Annotated in this window: 22 protein-coding genes and 1 pseudogene; 12 read left to right on the top strand and 11 right to left on the bottom strand. The window is 59.9% G+C overall.

The features are described from left to right. The first annotated feature begins 51 nt into the window (after positions 1-51). Genes HMPREF2935_RS05735 through HMPREF2935_RS05755 form a run of 5 tightly spaced genes read left to right on the top strand, consistent with a single transcriptional unit; the run spans position 52 to position 6,355 of the window. Positions 52-1,536: an ABC transporter substrate-binding protein gene (locus HMPREF2935_RS05735; RefSeq protein WP_062037907.1), complete on the top strand. Its 1,485-nt coding sequence runs from the start codon at positions 52-54 to the stop codon at positions 1,534-1,536. Continuing rightward, complete coding sequence (locus tag HMPREF2935_RS05740; RefSeq protein WP_201057377.1) at positions 1,533-2,462, top strand: ABC transporter permease; 930 nt, start codon at positions 1,533-1,535, stop codon at positions 2,460-2,462. Before HMPREF2935_RS05735 ends, HMPREF2935_RS05740 begins: the two co-directional genes overlap by 4 nt. Next, positions 2,459-3,262, top strand: a complete 804-nt coding sequence (locus HMPREF2935_RS05745; RefSeq protein WP_062037904.1) for an ABC transporter permease — start codon at positions 2,459-2,461, stop codon at positions 3,260-3,262. Before HMPREF2935_RS05740 ends, HMPREF2935_RS05745 begins: the two co-directional genes overlap by 4 nt. Continuing rightward, the gene (locus HMPREF2935_RS05750; RefSeq protein WP_062037901.1) at positions 3,259-4,659 is read left to right on the top strand and encodes an ATP-binding cassette domain-containing protein; all 1,401 of its coding nucleotides are present in this window, start codon (positions 3,259-3,261) and stop codon (positions 4,657-4,659) included. The genes HMPREF2935_RS05745 and HMPREF2935_RS05750 overlap by 4 nt, the downstream gene beginning before the upstream one ends. Positions 4,660-4,672: 13 nt before the next feature. Then, a complete protein-coding gene (locus HMPREF2935_RS05755) occupies positions 4,673-6,355 on the top strand; it encodes an FUSC family protein (RefSeq protein ID WP_062043621.1) in 1,683 nt (560 codons plus the stop codon). Here HMPREF2935_RS05755 and HMPREF2935_RS13690 read toward each other — a convergent pair. Genes HMPREF2935_RS13690 through HMPREF2935_RS05765 form a run of 3 tightly spaced genes read right to left on the bottom strand, consistent with a single transcriptional unit; the run spans position 6,329 to position 8,393 of the window. Continuing rightward, positions 6,329-6,463 carry a hypothetical protein gene (locus HMPREF2935_RS13690; RefSeq protein ID WP_256365590.1) on the bottom strand — a complete coding sequence of 45 codons (135 nt, stop codon included), beginning with the start codon at positions 6,461-6,463 and terminating at the stop codon, positions 6,329-6,331. The two genes, HMPREF2935_RS05755 and HMPREF2935_RS13690, sit on opposite strands and share 27 nt — an antisense overlap. Before the next feature lie 53 nt (positions 6,464-6,516). Continuing rightward, positions 6,517-7,143: a response regulator gene (locus tag HMPREF2935_RS05760; RefSeq protein WP_062043618.1), complete on the bottom strand. Its 627-nt coding sequence runs from the start codon at positions 7,141-7,143 to the stop codon at positions 6,517-6,519. Then, positions 7,140-8,393, bottom strand: coding sequence for a histidine kinase (locus HMPREF2935_RS05765; protein ID WP_246817786.1), 1,254 nt, complete (start codon positions 8,391-8,393; stop codon positions 7,140-7,142). The genes HMPREF2935_RS05760 and HMPREF2935_RS05765 overlap by 4 nt, the downstream gene beginning before the upstream one ends. Before the next feature lie 87 nt (positions 8,394-8,480). Between HMPREF2935_RS05765 and HMPREF2935_RS05770 the strand changes: the two genes are divergently transcribed. Both HMPREF2935_RS05770 and HMPREF2935_RS05775 read left to right on the top strand, forming a co-directional pair. Beyond that, positions 8,481-8,924 carry a hypothetical protein gene (locus HMPREF2935_RS05770; RefSeq protein WP_070732354.1) on the top strand — a complete coding sequence of 148 codons (444 nt, stop codon included), beginning with the start codon at positions 8,481-8,483 and terminating at the stop codon, positions 8,922-8,924. Next, positions 8,924-9,730 (top strand): PrsW family glutamic-type intramembrane protease, encoded by an 807-nt coding sequence (locus HMPREF2935_RS05775; RefSeq protein WP_070732356.1) that lies wholly within the window; start codon positions 8,924-8,926, stop codon positions 9,728-9,730. The genes HMPREF2935_RS05770 and HMPREF2935_RS05775 overlap by 1 nt, the downstream gene beginning before the upstream one ends. Here HMPREF2935_RS05775 and HMPREF2935_RS12670 read toward each other — a convergent pair. Then, a complete protein-coding gene (locus tag HMPREF2935_RS12670) occupies positions 9,627-10,259 on the bottom strand; it encodes a response regulator (RefSeq protein WP_082778636.1) in 633 nt (210 codons plus the stop codon). The two genes, HMPREF2935_RS05775 and HMPREF2935_RS12670, sit on opposite strands and share 104 nt — an antisense overlap. Beyond that, a complete protein-coding gene (locus tag HMPREF2935_RS05780) occupies positions 10,229-11,332 on the bottom strand; it encodes a sensor histidine kinase (RefSeq protein WP_061924029.1) in 1,104 nt (367 codons plus the stop codon). The genes HMPREF2935_RS12670 and HMPREF2935_RS05780 overlap by 31 nt, the downstream gene beginning before the upstream one ends. A 413-nt stretch (positions 11,333-11,745) precedes the next feature. Between HMPREF2935_RS05780 and HMPREF2935_RS13540 the strand changes: the two are divergent. Next, positions 11,746-12,003: pseudogene (locus HMPREF2935_RS13540) on the top strand (lysostaphin resistance A-like protein); the annotation flags it as partial. A gap of 122 nt (positions 12,004-12,125) precedes the next feature. On the opposite strand, the gene HMPREF2935_RS05785 reads toward HMPREF2935_RS13540, so the two are convergent. The 3 genes from HMPREF2935_RS05785 to lepA all read right to left on the bottom strand — a co-directional run bounded on the left by HMPREF2935_RS05785 (position 12,126) and on the right by lepA (position 16,655). Next, positions 12,126-13,472, bottom strand: coding sequence for a M20 metallopeptidase family protein (locus HMPREF2935_RS05785; RefSeq protein ID WP_061924032.1), 1,347 nt, complete (start codon positions 13,470-13,472; stop codon positions 12,126-12,128). A 53-nt stretch (positions 13,473-13,525) separates the two neighbouring features. After that, the gene (locus HMPREF2935_RS05790; RefSeq protein ID WP_070732359.1) at positions 13,526-14,641 is read right to left on the bottom strand and encodes an HNH endonuclease signature motif containing protein; all 1,116 of its coding nucleotides are present in this window, start codon (positions 14,639-14,641) and stop codon (positions 13,526-13,528) included. 163 nt (positions 14,642-14,804) lie between these two features. Beyond that, positions 14,805-16,655 carry a translation elongation factor 4 gene (lepA, locus tag HMPREF2935_RS05795; protein ID WP_070732369.1) on the bottom strand — a complete coding sequence of 617 codons (1,851 nt, stop codon included), beginning with the start codon at positions 16,653-16,655 and terminating at the stop codon, positions 14,805-14,807. A gap of 18 nt (positions 16,656-16,673) precedes the next feature. Between lepA and HMPREF2935_RS05800 the strand changes: the two genes are divergently transcribed. The 4 genes from HMPREF2935_RS05800 to HMPREF2935_RS05815 all read left to right on the top strand — a co-directional run bounded on the left by HMPREF2935_RS05800 (position 16,674) and on the right by HMPREF2935_RS05815 (position 19,853). After that, positions 16,674-17,213 carry a type II toxin-antitoxin system PemK/MazF family toxin gene (locus HMPREF2935_RS05800; RefSeq protein ID WP_061924041.1) on the top strand — a complete coding sequence of 180 codons (540 nt, stop codon included), beginning with the start codon at positions 16,674-16,676 and terminating at the stop codon, positions 17,211-17,213. Positions 17,214-17,398: 185 nt separating this feature from the next. Then, positions 17,399-17,662: a 30S ribosomal protein S20 gene (gene rpsT, locus HMPREF2935_RS05805; RefSeq protein ID WP_061924046.1), complete on the top strand. Its 264-nt coding sequence runs from the start codon at positions 17,399-17,401 to the stop codon at positions 17,660-17,662. 123 nt (positions 17,663-17,785) lie between these two features. Next, complete coding sequence (locus HMPREF2935_RS05810; protein ID WP_201040739.1) at positions 17,786-18,628, top strand: DNA adenine methylase; 843 nt, start codon at positions 17,786-17,788, stop codon at positions 18,626-18,628. Further along, complete coding sequence (locus HMPREF2935_RS05815) at positions 18,615-19,853, top strand: type II restriction enzyme (RefSeq protein ID WP_061924050.1); 1,239 nt, start codon at positions 18,615-18,617, stop codon at positions 19,851-19,853. The genes HMPREF2935_RS05810 and HMPREF2935_RS05815 overlap by 14 nt, the downstream gene beginning before the upstream one ends. On the opposite strand, the gene HMPREF2935_RS05820 is transcribed toward HMPREF2935_RS05815, so the two are convergent. Genes HMPREF2935_RS05820 through holA form a run of 3 tightly spaced genes read right to left on the bottom strand, consistent with a single transcriptional unit; the run spans position 19,840 to position 21,801 of the window. After that, positions 19,840-20,478 carry a LysE family translocator gene (locus HMPREF2935_RS05820; RefSeq protein ID WP_061924054.1) on the bottom strand — a complete coding sequence of 213 codons (639 nt, stop codon included), beginning with the start codon at positions 20,476-20,478 and terminating at the stop codon, positions 19,840-19,842. The genes HMPREF2935_RS05815 and HMPREF2935_RS05820 overlap by 14 nt on opposite strands. After that, positions 20,475-20,843, bottom strand: a complete 369-nt coding sequence (locus tag HMPREF2935_RS05825; RefSeq protein WP_061924057.1) for an ankyrin repeat domain-containing protein — start codon at positions 20,841-20,843, stop codon at positions 20,475-20,477. The genes HMPREF2935_RS05820 and HMPREF2935_RS05825 overlap by 4 nt, the downstream gene beginning before the upstream one ends. Positions 20,844-20,853: 10 nt before the next feature. After that, entirely contained in the window at positions 20,854-21,801 is a 948-nt protein-coding gene (gene holA / locus HMPREF2935_RS05830; protein WP_179294328.1) for a DNA polymerase III subunit delta, read from the bottom strand. Positions 21,802-21,867 lie beyond the last annotated feature (66 nt).

The following is a 21,867-nucleotide window of genomic DNA, read 5'->3' on the forward strand; positions in this document are numbered from 1 at the left end:
TCCCCCCGAGGGACATTCGCTTAACCGAGCCGAAACGCTTAACCTGCTTACATGAAGAAAGTACACCTAGCGCGTGCAGCGAGCGCGCTGGTTCTCGGGGCGTCGCTAAGCGCGTGCTCAGCCGGACACACGGCGGTCAAACCCACCGCCAGTGATTCGCTGACCATTGCCGCAACCGGCGCTGCTACCTCTCTCGATTTCACCAACGTCGGTGGAGCTGCCATCCCCGCCGCACTCATGAGCAACGTCTACGAAACCCTCGTACGCATCGAAGGCGACGAGATTGTGCCAGGCCTCGCCGAAAGCTGGGATGCAAAAGACACCACCTATACCTTCCACCTGCGCCATGGTGTGCAATTTAGCAACGGCGACGAATTCACCGCCGAGACCGCTGCTTATTCCATCAACAACGTGAAGGAAAAGTGGACCAACGGCATCTCCAAGCAGATGGAGGTAGTAGAAAGCGCCAAGGCGCTGGACAAATACACGCTGCAGGTAAAGCTGAAGAAACACTCGAATAGCTGGCTGTGGTCCATGGGCACGGCAATCGGTGCGATGATGACGCCAAACGCCATGGATTTAGCCACCCAGCCCGTGGGTACGGGCCCCTTTGAGCTTGCCGGATTTGCGCCCGGTGAATACATCTCCCTGCGCCCGCACCAGAATTACTGGGGCAAGGTGCCAAAAGAGCAGGTGACCATCCAGTACTTCCCCGATGCAATCTCTTCGGTCAATTCCCTAAAGTCCGGCGGCGTCGACGTGGTTTGGGCGATGCAGACCCCAGAGCTGCTCGATAACTTGGGCGAGGGAATCCGCACCGCCGTGGGCACCACCAACGGCGAGGTGCTGCTTTCCATGAACAACAACGCCGCGCCTTTCGACGACCCACGCGTGCGCCGCGCCGTGGCCTATGCCGTCGACCGCAAGGCCGCGAATCAGATTCTGTGGGACGGCCTGGCCAAGGACACCGGCGGCGCGCCCGTACCTCCTACCGACCCATGGTTCAACGAGAAGGACTATTACCCTTACTCCCCGCAGCGCGCGAAAGAGCTTTTGCAAGAAGCCGGCGCCGAGGGCGCGCACATCACGATTACCGCGCCGACCCTGCCCTATGCCCAACGCGTCTCTGAGCTTTTATACTCGCAGCTAACTGAGGTCGGCTTCGACGTCACCCTCGAATCCGCCGAGTTCCCCGCCGTCTGGCTGGGCCAAGTCATGGGCGCGAAGGATTACCAAATGTCCCTGGTCTCCCACGTGGAGCCGCGCGATATTCCGACGCTCTTCGGCAACCCGGACTATTACCTGGGCTATGACTCGCAGAAGACCCGCGACCTGCTTTCCGCTGCGGATTCCGCCCCGGAGAGCAAATACGCCGCGGGCATGGAAAAGGCCGTGAACCAAATCATGGCCGATGCCGGTGCGCTGACGCTGATGAACATGCCCAACATCGTCCTCTACCGCGATGGCATCGAGGGCCTGAACCCGAACCAGGTAACCGACGCCATCGAGCTGGCAGATCTCAAGGAGGCACCGTGACCTATCTCAAGGCTCTCACCAAGTTCGTGGTGACCTTGTTCGCCGCCTCCATCGCCATCTTCCTGCTCATGCGCGCAGTCCCGGGCAACCCGGCGCGCGTGGCACTGGGCGTTAACGCCACTGACGACGCCGTCGCCGAGCTGACCACCGCCTTGGGCCTCGACCGCCCGCTTTTGACGCAGTACTTCGATTGGGTCGGCGGCCTGCTCAGCGGCAACTTCGGCACCTCCCTGGCCTCCCAACAGGACATCACTCCGCTGGTGGTTGACCGCGCGCAGGTCTCGCTGATCTTGGTGGGGCTGGCGATCCTCTTGGCCCTCGCCGGCGCCGTGCCGATTGGCATGTGGCTGGCGCGCACGGGCAACACGTTCGTCTCGGCACTGACCCAGATTGGCATCGCGATCCCAAGCTTCCTCGTGGGCATCATCATGGTGGCCTTCTTCGCGGTGCGGCTGGGTTGGCTGCCGGCCAATGGCTGGATTCCGCCGGACCAGGACTTCGGTGGCTTTATCGCCCGCCTCATCATGCCAGTGATCTCCCTGGCCTTGGTGCAGGGTGCGATGCTCACCCGCTACGTGCGCTCCTCCATCGTGGATGTGATGGACCAGGATTACATCCGCACCGCCCGCGCGCTGGGTCTATCCCACGCGGAGGCGCTGCGCCGCCACGGCCTGCGCAATGCGGCCCTGCCGGTGCTCACGGTCACGGGCCTGCAGCTGACCACGCTGATTGTGGGTGCGGTGGTCATCGAGTCCGTCTTCGTCATTCCGGGCCTGGGCAGCATGCTTCTCGACGCCGTGTCCAACCGCGATCTCACCACCGTGCAGACCCTGGTTATGCTGTTGGTCTTTTTCACATTGGCCATCAACTTGGCCACCGACTTGGCCTACCGCGTAATCGATCCGCGTTTGAAGGAGAAGCGATGAAGAAGTTGGGTTTCGTTCTCGTCGGTATCACCGCCCTCCTCGCGGCGGTCTCCCTTTTCTGGACGCCTTATGCCCCGAACATCGCCTCGCCCGATTTGCTGGCGGGCAGCTCCGCTGAGCATCTCCTCGGCGCCGATCGCTTTGGTCGCGACATCGCCTCACGCCTGATGGTCGGCGCACGCATCACGCTCTTCGTGGGCGTCATCGCCGTCGGCATTGCCGCGCTCGTCGGCGTTCCGCTCGGTGTGGTGGCGGGCATGCGCCGCAATAGCATCCTCGACTCCCTCATCATGCGTGGCTCCGATCTGCTGCTGGCTTTCCCTGCCTTGCTGCTGGCCATCATCGCCGGCGCGGTATGGGGTCCGTCGACGATTTCGGCCATGATCGCCATCGGCATCGCGGGAATCCCTTCCTTCGCCCGCGTGGCACGCTCTGGCACCCTGCAGGTGGTCACGCAGGACTTCATCGCCTCGGCGCGCGTGTCCAAAGTTCCAGCGCCCACCATCGCGGTGCGCCATATCCTGCCTAACATCGCCCCGCTTATCATCGTGCAGTCCTCCGTCTACTTCGCACTCGCGATCCTCGCCGAGGCCGGCCTTTCCTACCTGGGTCTCGGCACCACCCCGCCCACCGCGTCGTGGGGCCGCATGCTGCAAGATTCCCAGTCCCTGCTGGCCAGCCATCCCATGCAGGCCTTCTGGCCGGGCCTTGCCATCGCCGCCACGGTGCTGGGCTTTAACCTGCTTGGCGACGCCCTGCGCGACATCCTCGATCCCCGCCTGAAAGGAGGCAAGCGATGATTACCGTCACCGACCTTCGCATCCATAACGGCGATAAAACGCTCGTCGGCCCTTTGAACTTTTCCTTGGATGCCGGCGAGAGCCTCGGCATTATCGGTGAGTCCGGCTCCGGCAAGTCCCTAACCGCGCTGTCCATCATGGGCTTACTGCCAAAGAACCTCCACGCTGAGGGTTCCATCGAGCTTGGCGGACGCGAGCTCGTGGGCCTGCGCGACCGCCAGGTGCGCAAGCTGCGCGGCGCCGACATGGCGATGGTCTTCCAGGAGCCGATGAGCGCGCTTGATCCGCTCATGCGCGTGAGCAAGCAGCTGCGCTACGCCGGCGCGTCTGCTGAGGCGCTCAACGAGGTAGGCCTCGATCCGGCCCTTGCCTCGCGTTTCCCGCACGAGCTTTCCGGCGGCCAGCGCCAGCGCGTAATGATTGCCATGGCCATGGCCCGCAACCCCAAGCTGCTCATCTGCGACGAGCCCACCACGGCCCTCGATGCCACCACGCAAGACGGCATCCTGGACCTCATCATGGAACTGACCCAGCGTCACAACACCGCGCTGCTGTTCATCAGCCATGACCTACGCGTCATCCGCCGCATGTGCCCTGAGACGTTGGTCATGCAGGACGGCCAGATCGTCGAATCCGGCGCGGCGCTGGACAACCCCCAGCACCCGTACACCAAGCACCTCATCGCGGCCTCCCAGTCCAAGCCGGCCGCCACTGAGCCGAAGCTCGGCGAGGTTGTCATTTCCCTCGACCACGTCACCAAGGCTTACGGCTCCACTACTGCGCTTTCCGACGTCTCCCTCGAAGTACGCAAGGGCGAGCGCATCGGCGTCGTCGGCAGCTCCGGCTCCGGTAAGACGACGTTGCTCAAGCTCATCACCGGCCTTGAGCAGCCGACCTCCGGGTCCGTGAAGGTGGAAGGCCGCGTGCAGATGGTATTCCAGGACCCGCAAGGTTCCCTCAATCCGCGCATGCCGATCTGGAAGATCGTGGCTGAGGGCTCGCCCACACAGGTCACGCGTGCCGAGATTGCGAAAATCTTGGCGGAGGTCGGCATCGACGAGGATGCCTTGGACCGCTTCCCCCACGAGTTCTCCGGCGGCCAGCGCCAGCGCATCTCGATTGCCCGCGCGGTCATCGGCAACCCGGACATCCTCCTCGCCGACGAAGCGGTCTCCGCCCTCGACGTCTCCGTGCGCGCCCAGGTCCTCGAGCTGCTTGGGAAGCTCGTTGAAAGCTACGGCCTAACGCTGGTGTTCATCTCGCATGATCTGGGTGTGGTCAAGCAAGTGTGTTCCAGTCTGACTGTCATCCACCATGGTGAGCTGATCGAACGCGGAGTATGGTCCGCCCCACAGCACCCGTATACCAAGTCGCTTCTAGAGGCTGCGCAGGGGTAACGTATGCCGCGATATGAGCGAATTGATTGAGCATCCCCTACCGCAACGCCCGCGCCCGCTAGAGCTTTTCACCGCCTACAACTCTTCGGTGACTCGCTGGCCGGGCGCGATGCGTGCTGCTCTCGCCATCGCCATTCCCGGCGCGCTCGCCATCCTCACCGGCCACCCCGACGCCGTGCTGTTGGTCACCGCGGGCGCGATGTCCGTCATTTACGGCGAGGGGCACCCCTATCGCACCCGCCGTTGGGTGATTCTCACTGCGGGCGTGCTCCTTACCTTGGCCGCTACCGTTGGTTCGCTGGTGGGTGAGCTCGTCTTCGCCCCGGGCCACGGACACTGGTGGCTTTTGCTGTCTGCGGCCTTTGCTATTTCCATTGGCGCGCTCGGCGCCTTCCTGCAGAATGCGCTACGCCTGCCGCCGCCGGGTTCCTTCTTCGTAGTGATGGTCGGCGGCGGCTCCACCATGCTCGCGCGCACCGACATCACCCCCTTTGCGGTCGCTGCGTGGTCCGTTGCGGGTGTCATCGCTGCGTACTGCCTGGGCATGCTGCCTCGCTTCCATTCCCCGCACGGTCCGGAGACCCGCACTGTCGCGACCCTAGAGAAGGCCGCTGCCGCCTTTGAGAACTCCACAACCGACGTCTTGGCACGCCACCATCAGGCACAGACGGCGCTGGCGAATACGTGGCAAGCGCTTTCCGACGCCGGTATCGTCCGCGGCGGCCGCGTCGTCCAAGCATCACAAGGCCACCTCGTGGAGCGTGCCCTTGCCGCGCAGAACCGCATCGTGCAGCACAACCAGTCGCTGGATCTCTCTGCCAACTCGGATGAGCTTTCTGACTCCCCGACCTACGTCGACCCAAACCGCACCGCCATCCCGCACACCAAGCCGACGATGCGCTACCGCATCTACCGCGCGTCGGTGGGCAACTCGCATGCGGTGGTGACGGTAGAAAAGATTCTGCTTGCGGCCATCGCCACCACGCTCGTGGGCCTTGCACTGGGCCTAGACCGCCCGGACTGGGGCGCAGTTTCCGTGCTGCTTCTTCTGCAGTGGGGCCCGGACCACGTACCCGGCACCATCCGCGGATTGCAGCGAATGGTGGGCTCGCTGCTCGGTGTGTGCGTGTTCTACCTCATTGCGTCCTTCGGATTAGAAAGCTGGACGCTGCTGCTCGCGCTCGCTGCCTGCCAATTCTGCGCGGAAATCTTCGTGGTCAAGAACTACGCCATCTGCGTCATCTTCTCCACGCCGCTGGCGCTGCTCATGGGCCATACGGCCGATCACTTGGCGTTCACGGCCTTCTCCCGCATCTGTGAGATCGCGCTGTCGGTGGTCTTTTCCTTGCTGGTGCTCTGGCTATGGAAGCCGCGTGCCCAGCTGACCAACCACTACCGTCTGCAGGTCCGCTGCCAGGAAGCAATCACCAGCCTGCTGGGCGCACTACTTTTCTCAACCCCCGACGAGTCCCTGGCCGCTCGCCGCGACCTACAGTACGAGCTGCTGTCTGAGCGCCGCTCCATCCAGTCCGTTGCAGTCAACCACCCGCAACACGTGGGTGAGTTCTGGCAGCGCCACCTTGCCCTGCAGCATGCGGGCTATTTCATTTTGGATTATTGCTCAATTCACCCGGACGAGGTTCCGGGTGACATCAACGCGCTGGTATCCCTAGCTCGAATAGACTTCGAAAAGTAAAGATTTATCGAGCACATGCTCTTCGATGCGCTCAAAGACCTCAAAAGCCGATAGCAACTCGGCATCTGCGACGTCGTACGAAGAATCATCAAAATTTGGCAGTTGCATTCGTGGCAATCCAATCCATTAGAAACTCTGATTCCCTGATACTAGCGGATAAGCTAGCGCTGCTCCAGCACCGCAATCGCGATATGCACGCGGTTCGTGCCGCCAATCTTTTCCAAGATGTGCTTGATGTGCGTCTTGACTGTGGCCACAGAGACATAAAGCTGCTCCGCGATTTCACTATTGTCCAGCCCCTTCGCCACCAGCTGCGCCACCTCGTTTTCGCGCGCACTCAAATCCGCCAGGACGAGCGGCTCTTGCGGCTGGGCATGCGGAATCGCCAGCAGGTTCTGCAGCGCTTTTGGGCTAAGCAGCTGCTGGCCCTGCGCGGCCGCCCGCACTGAGGCGACTAATGCCTCAGGCCCTGTGGCCTTCAGCAGAAACCCCATCGCTCCCGCGTGCAAGGAATCGACGATGAATTCGTCGGTATCGAAGGCCGTCAGCATCACCACAGGAATATCGGGCACGGCTGTCTTCAGCTGCGCCACCGCCTCAATCCCGTCCATGACCGGCATACGGATATCCATCAGCACAATATCCGGGCGTTGTTGCGTAATCAGCTGCACGCCATCGCGCCCATTGCTGGCCTCGCCCACCACTTCGATGTCGCCTGCGCCCTCTAGAATCAGACGGATGCCGCGGCGCAGCAGCTCCTCGTCGTCGACAAGCACTGCAGAAATCATCGTTCCTCCATTGGCAAATACAGGCTCCAGCTAAACTCTTCGCCATCTTCTACGTCTAGGCGCCCGCCCACCAAGCGTGCGCGTTCGCGCATTCCGATAAGCCCATGCTCGCCGCCGCTTGCCGACGTCCCTTCTACCTTCCGGTTGCGCATCGTCACCCGAGCCAAAGCACCATCTTGGGCTACCTCGATCGCAATCTTTTGCCCTGGCGCATGCTTGCGCGCATTCGTCAGGCCTTCTTGCACGGCGCGACTCAACGTATGTACACCCATAGTCGAAATCTTATCTAAGCAATCATCGCGGTACTCAAGCGTGACCTTGGCACCGGCGGCGCGCGCCCGCACTACGTGATCGTCGATGCTGGTGCGCGGGTCAATTCGATCATCGATACGCAAAGAGCGAATGACCTGCCGCAGATCGGTCACTGCCTGCTCGGCCTCTTTTTGGATAGTCGTAGCGGATTCCGCCACCTGCTCCGGCGGCAAATCCTTCCGGTACGCCAGTCCACCGGCATATACAGAGATAAGGCTTAGCCGATGTGAGAGCGAATCGTGCATATCGCGGGCGATGCGGTTGCGCTCATCCTGGCGAACTTTTTCGTTTTCTGCTTCCAGGGTCTGTTTGTTCAGCTCCGCGCGCGCCACCAGCGTGGCCTGACGTTGCCGGCGACTATGGCGCGCGACGCCTATCAACAGCCCTGATAGAACCAACACGGCCCAGACTAAGGCATACCCGTACAACGCCATCGGCACGGTTTCGAAAGAGTCCGGCTTATAAACCTTGACGCCATAACTTAAGGTGAGCACCGCCGTTGCTGCCAATGTCCAGCGCTTGCTTCCACGCGAGACCAAAGAAACATAGGCAACGAAGACTGTCAGTGAGAACTGATGCACTCCCGCTGAAGCGCAAATGATCACCGCGCTAACCAGCGCGGAGACCGGACCAGGATAGCGTTCGTAAATGCTAAACTCCCGCGGCACGTGCCGCAGCGCAAAGGCCAGCAAGCCCCAGGTGAGGATGCTCACCAACGTCCCAATAGCGGCCTCAGTAAAGATGCGATCATCCCACGAATTGCCAGAGCGCTCGTCGAAGCGCAGGAGCATCGCCCCCATCGTGGCTATATCAGCCAGCACACACACGGCGACGATGGCGGCACGCCGCCACCGCGTTACCCCGTTTAACGTGTTGAGGTAGGTGGCATGCCGCTGCTTTTCAATCCAGTTCTTAATCTTCGACTGTGCCGTACTCATCTCCACCCACAGTAGTAGGAGGCCTAGAGCCACAAATCCACCCTGGGGTGGATTTAACGCATAGCCATTCTCCGTAGCGTCGAAGACATGGACAAGAAAGTACTAACAGCCCTAGCCGCAGCTACTGCGTATTTCGTGGCAGTGCCGGCGGCAAGCGCACTGCTGCCTGAGCCCACTACCCCGACAAGCGCCGTCGCCTTCCACGATGTAGCCATCACCGATCTGGAATGCGCGCAAAGCCCGACATATCTTAACGACTCCCCCCGATGGGAATGCGGGGATACCATCATCGGCGCTGACCCCGGCCAGACCTTCGGGGAACCTGAGACTGCGTTACTACGAAAGCACCGCTATATTCTCGATACCCCTTTCCTCTCGGATGCCCCGGTACGTCAGCCTCAGAAAAATCTCTATCGCCTCGACGAAGGCGACAAGGTAACTATCCTGTACGACTCCGACGATAAGAAGCTGTTCTTCCATCTCGAGGGGCCTGACGCCGCCCGCTATGCAGACAAAATGGAGGTCAAATAATGAAATACCTATTTTATGTGCTCGCTACCGCGGGTCTCGCCTACTCCGTGCACTTCGAGTTTAACCAGTCTTACGTCACCGCCAGCCTCATCGCTGCACTCATCCATGTGGCGATCTGGACTTGTGCCTCCTGGCTCGCGTTCCGAGGCCACCGCGGCACGGCCCTAGGCATGCTCTGGGGCGCGGCGTGCACCGGCCCGGCTGTCTTCTTCAACTCGCACTTCACCACCATCTTGGAAAAACTGCAGTTGCAGTGGCTAGATGCCGCTGGCTTCGCGCCAATTACTGAAGAGACTCTGAAGTTCATTGGTGTTCTGCTCATCTGTACTTACTTCATTAAGCCCCAACGCACTCGCGACTTCGTCTACGTCGGTATCGCCGTAGGCATGGGCTTTGCGATCGTGGAGGATTGCACCTTCATCGCACACCTAACGCTGAAAGACCTCGACTCAGATCTCATGGGCGCCACTACTGGGGTGCTCATGAGGTTTATGAGTTGCACCTTCGCACACTCCCTCTTTACCGGCATCGCGGCATATGGCTTGGCCCGTGGCCGCGCACTCGCCGGTTGGATGGGCGGCGTCACGGTTCACTTCTTCACGAACCTCTTTCCCTCGCTGGATGCCACCTTCCCGGAGAGCCTCTGGTTGCCCATTGCAACTTTAGTGGTAGTGGGGGCAATCTGGATCGCAGCGCTCTGGTTTATCGTCCGCCAAGTACGGCGATCGCGACGTGAACGCGGCTCGTCCCGCCGAGTTTCTTCAAAATCTTCTGCACGTGAGTCTTTACTGTCGGTAGCGAAATAAAAAGCTGCTCTGCAATTTGTTGATTACTTAACCCATCTGCCACCAGCTCCGCAATCTCCATCTCGCGGTCGCTAAGGTGCGCCAGCCGCCTGTTCTTCCGCTTTGGCCGCGGGGAGAGCAGGCGTTCAAGTACCTCACGGCTGAGCATCGGTTGGCCTGCCGCAGCCGCGCGAACGGCAGCAACAAGCGCTTCCGGTGGCGTCGATTTCAATAGGAATCCAACGGCACCGGCTTGGAGCGCATCGACAATAAATTCGTCGGTATCGAAAGCGGTTAACATCACCACGGGAATCGACGCCGGCAACTTCCCCAGCGCCTCGATGCCATCCATGACGGGCATGCGAATGTCCATGAGCACGACATCGGGAAGCGCGTCCAGCACCGCTGCTATCGCATCCTTGCCATTAGAGGCCTCCCCCACCACCTCGATACCGGCATTGGCCAGCATGAGCCGCAGGCCACTGCGCAATAGCGCCTCGTCATCGACCAGCACCACCTTTAGCGCTTCGTCGGCAGCTGCAATTCCCATCCGAATTCATCTCCCTCCAGCATCCGAAATTTTCCTCCGATAAGTTCCGCGCGCTCAGCCAGGCCCCGCAGCCCAAAACCACGCCCCACTGGACCCGTATGCGGGTTGGATACGGTGAGCACGAGATTGGGGCCGCGCTTGGCGACGTCGAAAAGCACCGGCTTTCCCCGCGCGTACTTGCGGGCATTGGTGGCTGCCTCTTGGACCGCGCGATACAACGTGTGCTGGCTTAAGGTATCGAGCCTTTCTACTATGCCTGGATCAGTGGAATAGCGCAGCTTAACGTTGTCATCTCGAATGAGCGTTTCGATGCTTGCTCGTGGATCTTCTGTTGCCTCCTGCCGCAGAGCATAAAGCACAGCGCGCAGATCCTGTACTGCAGCATTCGCTTCTTGGCGAATCGTCTCCGCCGCCGCGGAATACTCCTTGGAAACCTGCTCGTTCTGAAAAGACAATGCCCCTGCATGCACGGCAATCAGCGACAACCGATGCGACAGTGAATCGTGCATGTCACGCGCTATCTCTTCCCGAATTTCGCGCTGTAGATTCTGTTGCTTCTCGCGGTTCTTGCCGCGCTGCATGCCGATCAGAAGCACGATTACGAGTACTGGAACGATGCCAAATTCCAACCAGCCTTCGAACTCACTCGCAGGGTTGAGAGGATAGACAGCGAGATAGCTAAGCGACGCCACTACTGCCGCCACCGACCACTTCACGGACCTCCGTGATGTCATGGACACCATGGCCACCAGCTGAGATAGCACGGCAAAATAAGAAAAGCCGCAAGCAATCACGACAACCCCGCAGACGAAGGTCTTCCGGGTTCCTGGGAAATCAGATTTCTCCAGCTCCCGCGGATCATGAGAAATGGCCCATGGCAGCAAACCGCACGAAACCACCCCAGCGATGAAACTCAAGCAAACGAAGCCGGCATAGGCTCTATCGGTTTGCGGATCGATGTTGGGCACCCCCATGTCTTCTAAGTCGATGCCGATACCGATCAGCCCAAAGCAGCACCCGCCTAGGACGCAGAGCACGACGATGAAAGCTACCTGCCAACGGTTCCTAGTCATGATTCATACCTTAAAGGCCGCAAACTCATTCTTAGGGATGATTAATTACCAGCGACTGTTTAGTCATGACTTTTCATCGCTGTTTAAAACGCCCGATCCTTTACTTCTTCTTTTGGGCGGTGCTGAGCGCCGTGCTCTTCGTCGCGCTCATGATCGGTTACGCAATTTTCGCGCCAGACTCAAATCTCGACGACATGAACGCGCCGCTGCCATTTAGCATCATGATGCTCTCCATCATTGTGTTCCTCCCAGGCGCCTTTTGCCGACGCCGGCCCGGCACGGTGTGGTCAGGTGATGGTCGGTTTCGGTGGGATTACGCCCGGCGCGCCCTTCTCGTGGCGTTGCCCGTTACGCTGTTGAGCTTTCTTCCGATTCTCCGAAATGGATTCTCCCCTGCTCCAAACGCTCTATTGATGCTGGGGCTGGCGGTCATCTTGGTGCCGCTGCAGTCAGTGACGGAGGAAGCTATCTTTCGCAGTCTGCTTCCCCAGGTATTCGGCCGGTGGCTGCGCTCGCCGTGGTTGGCCTATTTGCCCTCGATTCCGTTATTTGTGGCAGGCCATACTTATAACTGGATCGGGCTTGTTGACATCTTTGTCTTCGCCATCTGCCTAAGCGTGCTCACGGTGAAGACGAACGGGATCGAGTACGGATGCGTGATTCATGCGTGCAATAACTTCGTCTTCTTTACTGCTGGCATCTTGGGCTTTGTGGACGTTAACGCTGAGAATGTGGGGTGGGGCCAAACCCTGCTCAGCACATTGACCTGCATTGTTATCTCGGCAATCTTGTACTACTCAACGCCCTCCACCGCAGAGCGCATCACTCTTGTTGCCGGCGAAGGATGCGCGTCTTCGGCAGCCAAGCGCTCAAAGGCTACGGCGGCGAGTGCTGCGGCTTGGTCACCGAGCACCGAATCATCGAACCTCGCCAGCGGCGAATGATTCCACTCGCGCAGGTGCTCCGGGGTATCCGGATTGACGGTGCCGAACCACATAAAGGTGCCAGGTACCTGCGCTAGTACGCCGCCGAAGTCCTCCGAAGCCATCATGGGCGTTTCCATCGGAATGACATTTTCTGCTCCGAACATGCCACCCCACAGCGTCGCGGCGAATTGATTCTCGCGCGGGTTGGTTTTGGTTGCGGAATACAGAACCTCGAAATCCACCTTCGCGGTGCATCTATGCGACGCCGCGACAGAACTGGCCACTTCCACAACCATCTGGCGCACTTGCTCAATCTTTTCATCGCGCAGCACACGCACTGTGGCGCCGAGCATGGCGTGATCAGGGATGACGTTGATGGCGCCGTCGCCAGCGCGCAGATTAGTCACCGTGATGACGATCGGCTCGTTGGCGTCGAAGCGGCGAGTCAGTGCAACCTGCAAGGCCATCTGAATTTCCCCCAGCGCTGCGACGGGATCGATGGCGTCATGCGGCCGCGAACCGTGGCCGCCCTTGCCATAGACAGTGATCTTCAGATTCGACGATGATGCCATCATGGGCCCGGAAATATGGTGGAAAGTGCCGCGATCCTGCGGGCCGACATGCAGGCCATAAGCAGCAATCGGACGGCGCCCCGCCGCATCGAGGACGCCCTCTTCGATCATCGGGAGCGCACCACCGGGGCCTTCTTCGCCGGGCTGGAACATGAAAGTGACGTCGCCAAGCAAGTGCTCCTTCTGCGCGCACAGCAACTTCACCGCTCCGATGAGCCCGGCGGTGTGAAGGTCGTGGCCGCACGCGTGCATCATGCCGTTGGTGGAAGCGAAAGGATCGCCCGTCTGCTCACGGACCGGCAAGGCGTCCATGTCTGCGCGCAGCAGCACCGAAACCGGCCGTGGGCCGCGCTTGCCGCCGCGAAGGACCGCGACCACGGAGCTTAAATCCTGGCCGACCTGAATCTCCAACGGCAGGCCTTTGAGCGCCTCGAGGACCTTCTTTTGCGTCCGCGGAAGCTCGAGCCCGATTTCTGGGTTCTGGTGCATATCCCGCCGGAATTCCTGCAGCTGCGGTAAGAGCTTTTGGCCTTCCTCCAAGAACACCTCACTGGCAATGCGCTCACCAATCTTGGCAGCGGTAACTGGCAGCGGTGGAAGCTGCTGGCCGTGGCGAGGTGCCTTCTTCTTGATGGGTTCCATGAATCAATCCTTCCCGGGTTTGACCATCGAGCCTACATGGGACCTACCCCGTATCAAGCAAAGGAGAGTACCCCTCCTCTCGCTTCCCAGGCTTCCATCCTTTGGGCAACGGTTTGGCGCCAGTTCGCGGTGTCTGGCACGAGCACACCCTCTGGAGAATTGGATTCCCAGCGGCCGTCTTCGAAGAGCCAATAAATCTCCCCGGTAATTGGGTCCATGATGTAGAAGGCACGGCCATCAGTCTTGATGTTGTGACAGTGCTGGCAGAGGCTGACCAAGTTATCGGTGGAAGTTGGGCCATTTTCGCCATAGGGAACGCGGTGATCGAGCTGGTTGCGGTGGGCTGGCTTACTGCATCCCGGGCCGCGGCAGGTTCCATCGCGGGCCTCCACGAAGGCGCGAATGCCGGCGGTGGGACGATAAGTCTCGGTCTGTGCTGGCGCGATGTTGCGATAGGAGGCATCTGCAGGCGGGGTGACGTAGCCATAGCCCGGAGCGAACGCGAGGGTGGTTTCTGCCTGCTGGAAAAGGTTAATCACGACCTTTTGTTCAACTGGCTCGAGCACGCAGGAAGCAAGTGCGCGAGCGAAGGAAATTCCTTCGTCCTCGGCGCGTTTGCGGACGACGCGGTCGATTTTTTCGGCGGTCACGGCGTCAAGGTTGGCTGTAAACTCCCCGCGGCCTGCATGACGCTCGAGTTTATAGCGGTCACGTTCTTCTTCGTCTTCGCCCTTCAAACAATTGTGCAAAGAGAGGACATCAGAAACTACGCTGCGGATGCGCGAAGCCTCCGGCAGGCGCTGGTTGGCACGGCTGGGCGTAAACAATTCCTCTAAGGCATCGTCGACATGGGGCAGGACGCGCTCCTCGACGCCTTGTAGAGCCCTGCCGACGGCGAGGATTCGGTCAAAATCAAGGAACCAATCGAGCTTATTGAGACGAGTAAGTTTCGGTAGAAAAGAAAGTTTGCGGATGCCGTAGTAAAGATGTTCGGCTTTATAGGAAGTGATGCCGAGGTTGCGTGAGACGTCGTTGAAGGCTAGGTCAGCGTCGTCACCGGGTTGCGGAATGATCGATTGCAGTGCGAGCCAGTTGAGGCGATTGCTTTCCGTAAAAGCCCGCCCGGCCTGGTTCTTTGGATTCAGTGGAGCGAAGTAGGGTCCGTCCATCGAAGTCTCCTAGGTTTATTTTCTATTATCCGGCGATGCCGGTCAGCTTCCCCTCCAAGCTGTACAAACCCAAGATATAACACACCCCGGATATCCGCAAGAGTGTTCGAAAAATTAGCCCCCCCCGGCTGCCCCACCCCCGGGGACGTCGATAAGCGCAGTATTACCCCTCCCCGTCGGTAGAAAGCGCCGCCACGAACGCTTCCTGCGGAACAGATACCGAGCCGATGGACTTCATGCGCTTCTTACCAGCCTTCTGCTTCTCCAGCAGCTTACGCTTACGAGAGATATCGCCGCCGTAGCACTTCGCCAGGACGTCCTTGCGCATAGCGCGGATATTCTCACGCGCAATGATCTTGGAGCGAATGGCGGCCTGGACCGGAACCTCGAACTGCTGGCGCGGAATGAGCTCTTTAAGCTTCTTCGTCATCTTGTTGCCGTACCACTGCGCCGAATCGCGGTGAACGATGGCAGAGAAGGCGTCGACCGGATCACCGTTGAGCAGGATATCCACCTTGACCAGATCAGACAGCTGTTCCCCAGCCTCTTCATAGTTCAGCGAAGCATAACCCTTGGTGCGAGACTTCAGCATGTCGAAGAAGTCGAAGATAATCTCACCCAAAGGCATGGTGTAGCGCAGCTCTACGCGGTCTTCAGAGAGGTAGTCCATGCCGCCCATCTGGCCGCGCTTGGACTGGCACAGCTCCATGGTTGGGCCCACGAACTGCTCCGGCACAATGATGGTCATCTTCACGATTGGCTCGTAGACCTCGCGCAACTTGCCGCTCGGCCAATCCGAAGGGTTGTGCACGAGGGACTCAGCGCCGTCTTCTGCAACCACGCGGTAGGTAACAGAAGGCGCGGTGGAAATCAGGTCCAAGCCAAACTCGCGCTCCAAGCGGTCGCGCGTGATTTCCATGTGCAAAAGGCCCAAGAAGCCGGAGCGGAAGCCAAAGCCTAGAGCAACGGAGGTCTCTGGCTCGAAGGTCAAGGAGGCGTCGTTTAGCTGCAGCTTTTCCAGCGCATCGCGCAGGTCTGGGAAGTCCGCCTGGGAGATTGGGAAAAGGCCCGAATAGACCATCGGGTTCGGGTCCGCATAGCCTTTCAGCGGCTCCTCAGCGCCGTTGGTTGCCCAGGTAACGGTGTCACCGACCTTGGTCTCACGCACATTCTTCACGCCCGTAATCAGGTAACCAACCTCGCCCGGACCCAAGCCCTCGCACTTGCGCATGGTCGGCGAGACGATGCCCACCTCCAGCAGCTCATGGTTTGCGCCCGTAGACATCATGGTGACCTTCTGACGCGGGGTCAGCTTGCCGTCCATCATGCGGATATACGTGACGACGCCCCGGTAGGTGTCATAGACGGAGTCGAAAATCATGGCGCGCGCGGGGGCGTCGGCAGGCGCATCCGTGGTTGGCGGCGGCACCAAATCCACGAGTTTATCGAGCAGCTCCTCGACGCCCTCGCCCGTCTTGCCGGACACGCGCAGGACGTCCTCCGGCTCGCAGCCGATGATGTTGGCGATCTCGAGGGCGTACTTCTCCGGATCCGCAGCGGGGAGGTCAATCTTGTTGAGGACCGGGATGATCTCCAGATCATTTTCCATCGCCAGATAAAGGTTGGCGAGGGTTTGCGCCTCGATGCCTTGGGCGGCGTCGACAAGCAAAATAGCGCCCTCACATGCCTCGAGCGCGCGGGAGACCTCGTAAGTAAAGTCCACGTGGCCCGGCGTATCAATCATCTGCATGACGAACTCCTCGCCCGCATGCTCACCGGTGCGCGGAACCCAGGGCAGACGCACGTTCTGCGCCTTAATGGTAATGCCGCGCTCGCGCTCGATATCCATGTTGTCGAGGTACTGATCACGCATATCGCGCGCGTCAACGACCTGCGAGAACTGCAGGATGCGGTCAGCCAGCGTCGACTTGCCATGGTCGATGTGGGCGATAATGCAGAAGTTTCGAATCTGGGAAAGATCCGTAAACGTAGTGGCCGCAAAGTTTTTAGACATGCGTCTACAATAGTCGACATGACTAGCGGCAACCCACTTACCCGCTTAAGGCAGGCGCTTGGCATCACAGAACGCGAGCCAGTCGACGTCGGCCTTGCTCACATATCTAACAGGCTAGGCATGAACAATGCTGCTGAGCACCGTGAACCCCGCAAAGCAGCAAAGATTCGCATCGAAACCACCTCCTCGCATCCGCGCACCGTTTGCTTCTCCCCCGACATGGATGGCCAGGCCGATTCCGGCGAGGTGGTGTGGGTCTGGGCGCCTTCCGACGGCAAGCAATCACCGCCGCACGAACGCGCCGTGCTCATCATCTCCCGCACGCGCACCACTGTTTTGGGGCTTTTGATCTCCCCCAACCCCAACCACGCGCACGAGGAAGAATGGCTCGACATCGGCACCGGCGAGTGGGACGAAAGCGGCAGGCAGTGCTGGGTACGCCTAGATCGCATCCTCGAAATCTCTGAGGAAGAATGCCGCCGCCAAGGCACGCTTTTCCCGGAGCGCCGCTTTGAGCGCATCGCCAACCGTTTGCGTTCCCGCTATCACTGGGCGTGATTTGGGTTTTATCCCAGCTCCTGCTATCTTTTTATAGGTTACTTACTTTCCGGGCGCGTTGGTCGGGGCGGTCAGGACCTTGGGTCCGCTCATCGAACATCAACGCCGCGCATTAATTCAGATGCAGGACATGTCCGGCAGGTTGGTTGCAGTTCAATCACTTTCGATTCCAAGAGGTAATTCAAATGGCAAACATCAAGTCCAAGAAGAAGCGCATTCTCACCAACGAGAAGGCACGTCAGCGCAACAAGGCTGTCCGTTCCGCAGTCCGCACCGAGATCCGCAAGTTCCGCGATCTTGTCACCGCTGGTGACAAGGAAGCTGCCGAGAAGCAGCTCCGCGTCGCTTCCCGCGCACTGGACAAGTCCGTGTCCAAGGGTGTCTTCCACCGCAACACGGCCGCCAACAAGAAGTCCGGTATGGCTAACGCCTTCAACAAGATGGCCTAAGCTTTTTAAAGCCTGACTTTTAATGCCTTTCCTCGCAAGAGGGAGGGCATTTTTTAATCTCCACTCCGAAAGATCCGCACTGATTTTCGAACGTGTCCGGCGGGCACGCTAGGATTTTGAGCTATGAGTCTTGCCAAGCAGCACACCATCAAGCCGCTCCTCAAGTGGGTCGGCGGAAAGCGCCAGCTCCTGCCCGCAATCCACGCTGCCCTGCCGGAGTTTAACCATTACTACGAGCCCTTCTTGGGCGGCGGCGCGGTGCTGTTTTCTTTGACCCCGGAAAAGGCCACGGTCAACGATCTCAACTCTGAGCTCATCAACGTCTATGAGACCGTGCGCGACGATGTTGACGGTCTCATCTCATTGCTAAGCACCTATCCCAACGAGGAAGACTTCTTCTACGAGATGCGCGGCAAAGACCGCGATTCCTCCTTCGCACACATGACGCGCACCGAGCGCGCCGCGCGCACCATCTACCTGAACAAGACCTGCTACAACGGCCTCTACCGCGTCAATAATGCCGGGCAGTTCAACTCCCCCTTCGGCCGCTACGCCAACCCCGCCATCTGTGACGAAGAGACCCTGCGCGGGGTATCGGGGTATCTCAATGACAACGAGGTTTCCTTCCACACCGGTGACTATGCCGCCATCTTGCAAGACGCCAAAGAGGGGGACTTTGTCTACCTCGATCCTCCCTATGACCCAGTCAATCCCACAAGCAACTTCACTGGGTATCAGTCCGGCGGCTTCGGCCGCGAGGATCAGCTCCGTCTTAAGGAAGTCTGCGACAAACTCGACGCAGCCGGCGTGAAGTTCCTGCTATCGAACTCCGCCACGGATTTCATCCAGGAGATCTACTCCGCCTACGAGATCGACATCGTAGGGGCCACCCGCGCCATCAATTCCGTAGCATCCAAGCGCGGCAAGGTCGACGAAGTATTGGTGCGTAACTATGGCACGGCTTAACGACGTCGCGTGGCAGCGCATCCTCGACGCCGAGACCTTGGCACGCATCGAACGCGAAGGCTTCGTGGAATTTAGCGCCAAACAGCTCAAAGAAAAGGGCGGCCGAGAGCCGCGCCTTCTGGCCAAACATGACTTTTCCGCTTCCCGCCCGGAGATTTTCCAGGAGCATAATTTAAGCATCTTCCCCATCCGGCGCGATGGATACGTCGTGGGCAACTTCGACGTCTACGAGCCTTTTCCGGAGACCGTGACGCCCCTTAAGACGCTGCCCGTTCCGCAAGGGGTTGAATCGCTTGACTTCGACAACTTAAGCTCCGAGACCCTCGTGCTCAATGCCGCGGTGATTGCGGGAGTGCTGCAGGATTTCCTGGGCGTCGATAAGCTGCATGCCACCGTGGCCGGGCGCATGTCCACCGGCACCGTCAGCATGCGCCTGCGCGGCGAGGAGCTCGTGGTGGACCGTGCGCAGATGGAAATAGACGGCGGGTTTGAGGCGCCCGAGTTCCTGGTGCTCATCGAGTGCAAGAATCACATCTCGCCCGATTTCAACATTCGCCAGCTTTATCTGCCTTTCCGGCGCTTTAGCCAACAGCTGGGAAAGGAAGTTGTGCCGGTATACCTGGTCTATTCCAACGGCATCTTCCACCTGTATCGCTATCGTTTCAGCGATGCGGAGGATTTCCGCAGCATCCAGCTCGAGGCCGCCGCACGTTATATGCTCGGCGAATCCGAGCTCAACACCGAATCCGTCAAGGCGGTCCTACGGCGTAGCAGCCCACGCGAGGCGGAGATTCCTTTTCCCCAGGCCGATTCCTTTGCGCGCGTGGTCAGCCTCTGGGAAATGCTGCCACTGCCCAAGGCGGAGATTCCCGAGCGCTTTGGGTTTAGCCACCGTCAGGCTGACTATTACTTGAATGCCGGCCGTTACTTGGGCCTAATGCGCATCGAGGATGAGCTGGTCGTGGGAATCGAGCTGGCCGATACCCGCGACGGGCGCAACCTACAGCTCATCGAGGCACTAGCTAGCCGGCCTGTCTTCCACGAGATGGTGGCCGCCGTGGCCGAGAAGCAGCGCATGCTGAGCAAGAAAGAAGCCGTGGCCATCATGGAGGCGGCCGACCTGAATATCTCTGGTTCTACGCTTCCCCGCCGCGCCCAAACCGTGGTGGCGTGGTCGCAGTGGGTGGCAGAGCTTTTCGCGCCGCAGCAACTTAGCCTGTTATAGCGGCAATAATTAGGCCCACACCGGCCACGGCGAAGAAACAACCCGAAGCGATGTCGATGATGGGTCCGGCGGCAAGAAGGCGGCGTCGGATAGCGTTGGTGGAAATCACCGTTGCAACGGTCACGAAGACCAAGTAGCTGGAAATGCCCATGCTCAGCACGAGCCCCGCGGCCAGCCACAGCGGCGGGTGCGGCGGCAGCAAAGGCGCGATCATCGCCGCCAAGTAGAGCACGATTTTCGGGTTCGAAAGGTTGGTGAAAAGCCCTGTGCGGAAGACTTGCTTGACACTACCCAACCGCGATACCGCCTCGTCTAAGTTCAACGCCGGCTGTTTGCGCTGCGCCAGGCCCGTGCGAACATTCTGCAGGCCCATCCAGATGAGGAAGCAGCCGCCGATGCCCTGAATGAAGCGGAGCAGCCCCGGGAATGCGGTCAGCAACGCCGCCGCGCCGAACACCGTGAGCGTGCACCAGAAAAGCACGCCGACCTGAGTGCCCGTGACGGCCGCAACCGCATGCTTGCGCGAGCGGGTGGCGTAACGGGTCACCAGTACGATGTCTGGTCCCGGCGCGAGGGCGCCCACCATGTTCATGGCGATGAGGAACGCAAACGCGGACCAGCTCATGAAAGGCGCTCGATCAAATCTTCGCGGCCGAACATGCGGGCAGAATCCAAGGCATTAGGCTGGCCGGCCTGCGGATCGGCACCGGCTGCTAAGAGGGCTTCGATCACCGCATCTTCCTTCTTAAAAATTGCGCCTGCCAGCGGGGATTGATTGCGGTCATTGAGCAGGTTCACGTTTCCGCCTGCGGCAGCTAACTTGGTCACGAGCTCCGCATGGCCGTTGTATGCCGCCAACATGACGAAGGACTGGCCGTCCTGGTTGACCATGTTCGGGTTCACGCCTTGGGCGATGTACTCCAGCAACGTGCCGTCGCCATTGCGTGCGAAATCAAAAAGCTTCGAGGCAAACTCTTGGATGTCTTCCATGCGAAGTAGTTTATCGCGCAAGCTCGGCTACTCTACGCACAGCGGCCTCTACCGCAAACTCTTCGTCGCCGCCTTGGCCTTTGACTGCGGCATCGAGCTCGGCCATGAGCACCACTGCCTTGTTCACGGAATCCTCCGACCAGCGGCGCGCCACCGGGTGAGTCAGCTTCACCACGTAAGGAGCAAGGCCGGTTGCCTTGGCCAAAGAGTACTGGTCGCCGCGGGCGGAATAGAGCCTGGCGATTGCGCCTACCTTATTCGCCAGCGCCGCCGAGATGGCGACGGGCGAGGCACCTAATTGGAGAGCGCGCCGGCACGTGGAGACGGCGGCTTCCACGCGCCCGGCTACGGCGGCGTCGGCGATGTCCCAATTCGCCACCTCAGCCACGCCGACGTAGTAGTTGTGCACGGCCTCGCGGGTGACGTTGCCGTTGGTATCGAAGACCAGCTGGGAAATCGCCGAGGCCAGCTCGCGCAGATCGGAGCCCACACCATCGAGCACGGCCTGGACGACGTCGGGGGTTGGCCGTACCCCGTGCGAGGCGAACTCGCGGGTGGCCCAGGTACCCAGCTCGTTGGGATAGAGCGAGAACACCTCGTGCACCTCGCCTACTTTGCGCAGCTTGGCAACGAGCTCTGGTGGCCTCTTCTTTCCTTTGAGAGTTTTGGCCGTCACGCTGTAGATGAGCACCAAGGTCATGCCGGGGCCTGGATCGGCTACGGCCTTAAGGAGGATTTGGGTAAGTTCCTTGCCCACCTTTTCGACGTCGCTGATGACGATGACGCGGTTATCACCAAACAGGGAAGGGCTGGTCGCCATGGCGATTTCCCCCTCCGAGACCTCAGAAGCCTTGAGGCGGACCACCTCGACTCCCTCCCCGGCCGCCTTCTGGATGGAAAGGCGGGCACGTTCGGTGAGGAATTCGTCGTCGCCGAGGATGAGATGGACCTGATTCATAGGAGCAATTCTAGCGGTAGAAAACTGCGATTCCATCTGCTGTGCGCGTGGGGTAATCGGGCGGCG

The organism is Corynebacterium sp. HMSC076D02 (assembly GCF_001813815.1).
Lineage (GTDB): Bacteria > Actinomycetota > Actinomycetes > Mycobacteriales > Mycobacteriaceae > Corynebacterium > Corynebacterium simulans.

Coding starts and splice junctions, on each gene's coding strand:
- HMPREF2935_RS05735 (WP_062037907.1), top strand. CDS start 52: ATGAAGAAAGTACACCTAGCGCGTGCAGCGAGCGCGCTGGTTCTCGGG.
- HMPREF2935_RS05745 (WP_062037904.1), top strand. CDS start 2,459: ATGAAGAAGTTGGGTTTCGTTCTCGTCGGTATCACCGCCCTCCTCGCG.
- HMPREF2935_RS05750 (WP_062037901.1), top strand. CDS start 3,259: ATGATTACCGTCACCGACCTTCGCATCCATAACGGCGATAAAACGCTC.
- HMPREF2935_RS05755 (WP_062043621.1), top strand. CDS start 4,673: ATGAGCGAATTGATTGAGCATCCCCTACCGCAACGCCCGCGCCCGCTA.
- HMPREF2935_RS13690 (WP_256365590.1), bottom strand. CDS start 6,463: ATGCAACTGCCAAATTTTGATGATTCTTCGTACGACGTCGCAGATGCC.
- HMPREF2935_RS05760 (WP_062043618.1), bottom strand. CDS start 7,143: ATGATTTCTGCAGTGCTTGTCGACGACGAGGAGCTGCTGCGCCGCGGC.
- HMPREF2935_RS05765 (WP_246817786.1), bottom strand. CDS start 8,393: ATGAGTACGGCACAGTCGAAGATTAAGAACTGGATTGAAAAGCAGCGG.
- HMPREF2935_RS05770 (WP_070732354.1), top strand. CDS start 8,481: ATGGACAAGAAAGTACTAACAGCCCTAGCCGCAGCTACTGCGTATTTC.
- HMPREF2935_RS05775 (WP_070732356.1), top strand. CDS start 8,924: ATGAAATACCTATTTTATGTGCTCGCTACCGCGGGTCTCGCCTACTCC.
- HMPREF2935_RS12670 (WP_082778636.1), bottom strand. CDS start 10,259: ATGGGAATTGCAGCTGCCGACGAAGCGCTAAAGGTGGTGCTGGTCGAT.
- HMPREF2935_RS05780 (WP_061924029.1), bottom strand. CDS start 11,332: ATGACTAGGAACCGTTGGCAGGTAGCTTTCATCGTCGTGCTCTGCGTC.
- HMPREF2935_RS05785 (WP_061924032.1), bottom strand. CDS start 13,472: ATGGAACCCATCAAGAAGAAGGCACCTCGCCACGGCCAGCAGCTTCCA.
- HMPREF2935_RS05790 (WP_070732359.1), bottom strand. CDS start 14,641: ATGGACGGACCCTACTTCGCTCCACTGAATCCAAAGAACCAGGCCGGG.
- lepA (WP_070732369.1), bottom strand. CDS start 16,655: ATGTCTAAAAACTTTGCGGCCACTACGTTTACGGATCTTTCCCAGATT.
- HMPREF2935_RS05800 (WP_061924041.1), top strand. CDS start 16,674: ATGACTAGCGGCAACCCACTTACCCGCTTAAGGCAGGCGCTTGGCATC.
- rpsT (WP_061924046.1), top strand. CDS start 17,399: ATGGCAAACATCAAGTCCAAGAAGAAGCGCATTCTCACCAACGAGAAG.
- HMPREF2935_RS05810 (WP_201040739.1), top strand. CDS start 17,786: ATGAGTCTTGCCAAGCAGCACACCATCAAGCCGCTCCTCAAGTGGGTC.
- HMPREF2935_RS05815 (WP_061924050.1), top strand. CDS start 18,615: ATGGCACGGCTTAACGACGTCGCGTGGCAGCGCATCCTCGACGCCGAG.
- HMPREF2935_RS05820 (WP_061924054.1), bottom strand. CDS start 20,478: ATGAGCTGGTCCGCGTTTGCGTTCCTCATCGCCATGAACATGGTGGGC.
- HMPREF2935_RS05825 (WP_061924057.1), bottom strand. CDS start 20,843: ATGGAAGACATCCAAGAGTTTGCCTCGAAGCTTTTTGATTTCGCACGC.
- holA (WP_179294328.1), bottom strand. CDS start 21,801: ATGAATCAGGTCCATCTCATCCTCGGCGACGACGAATTCCTCACCGAA.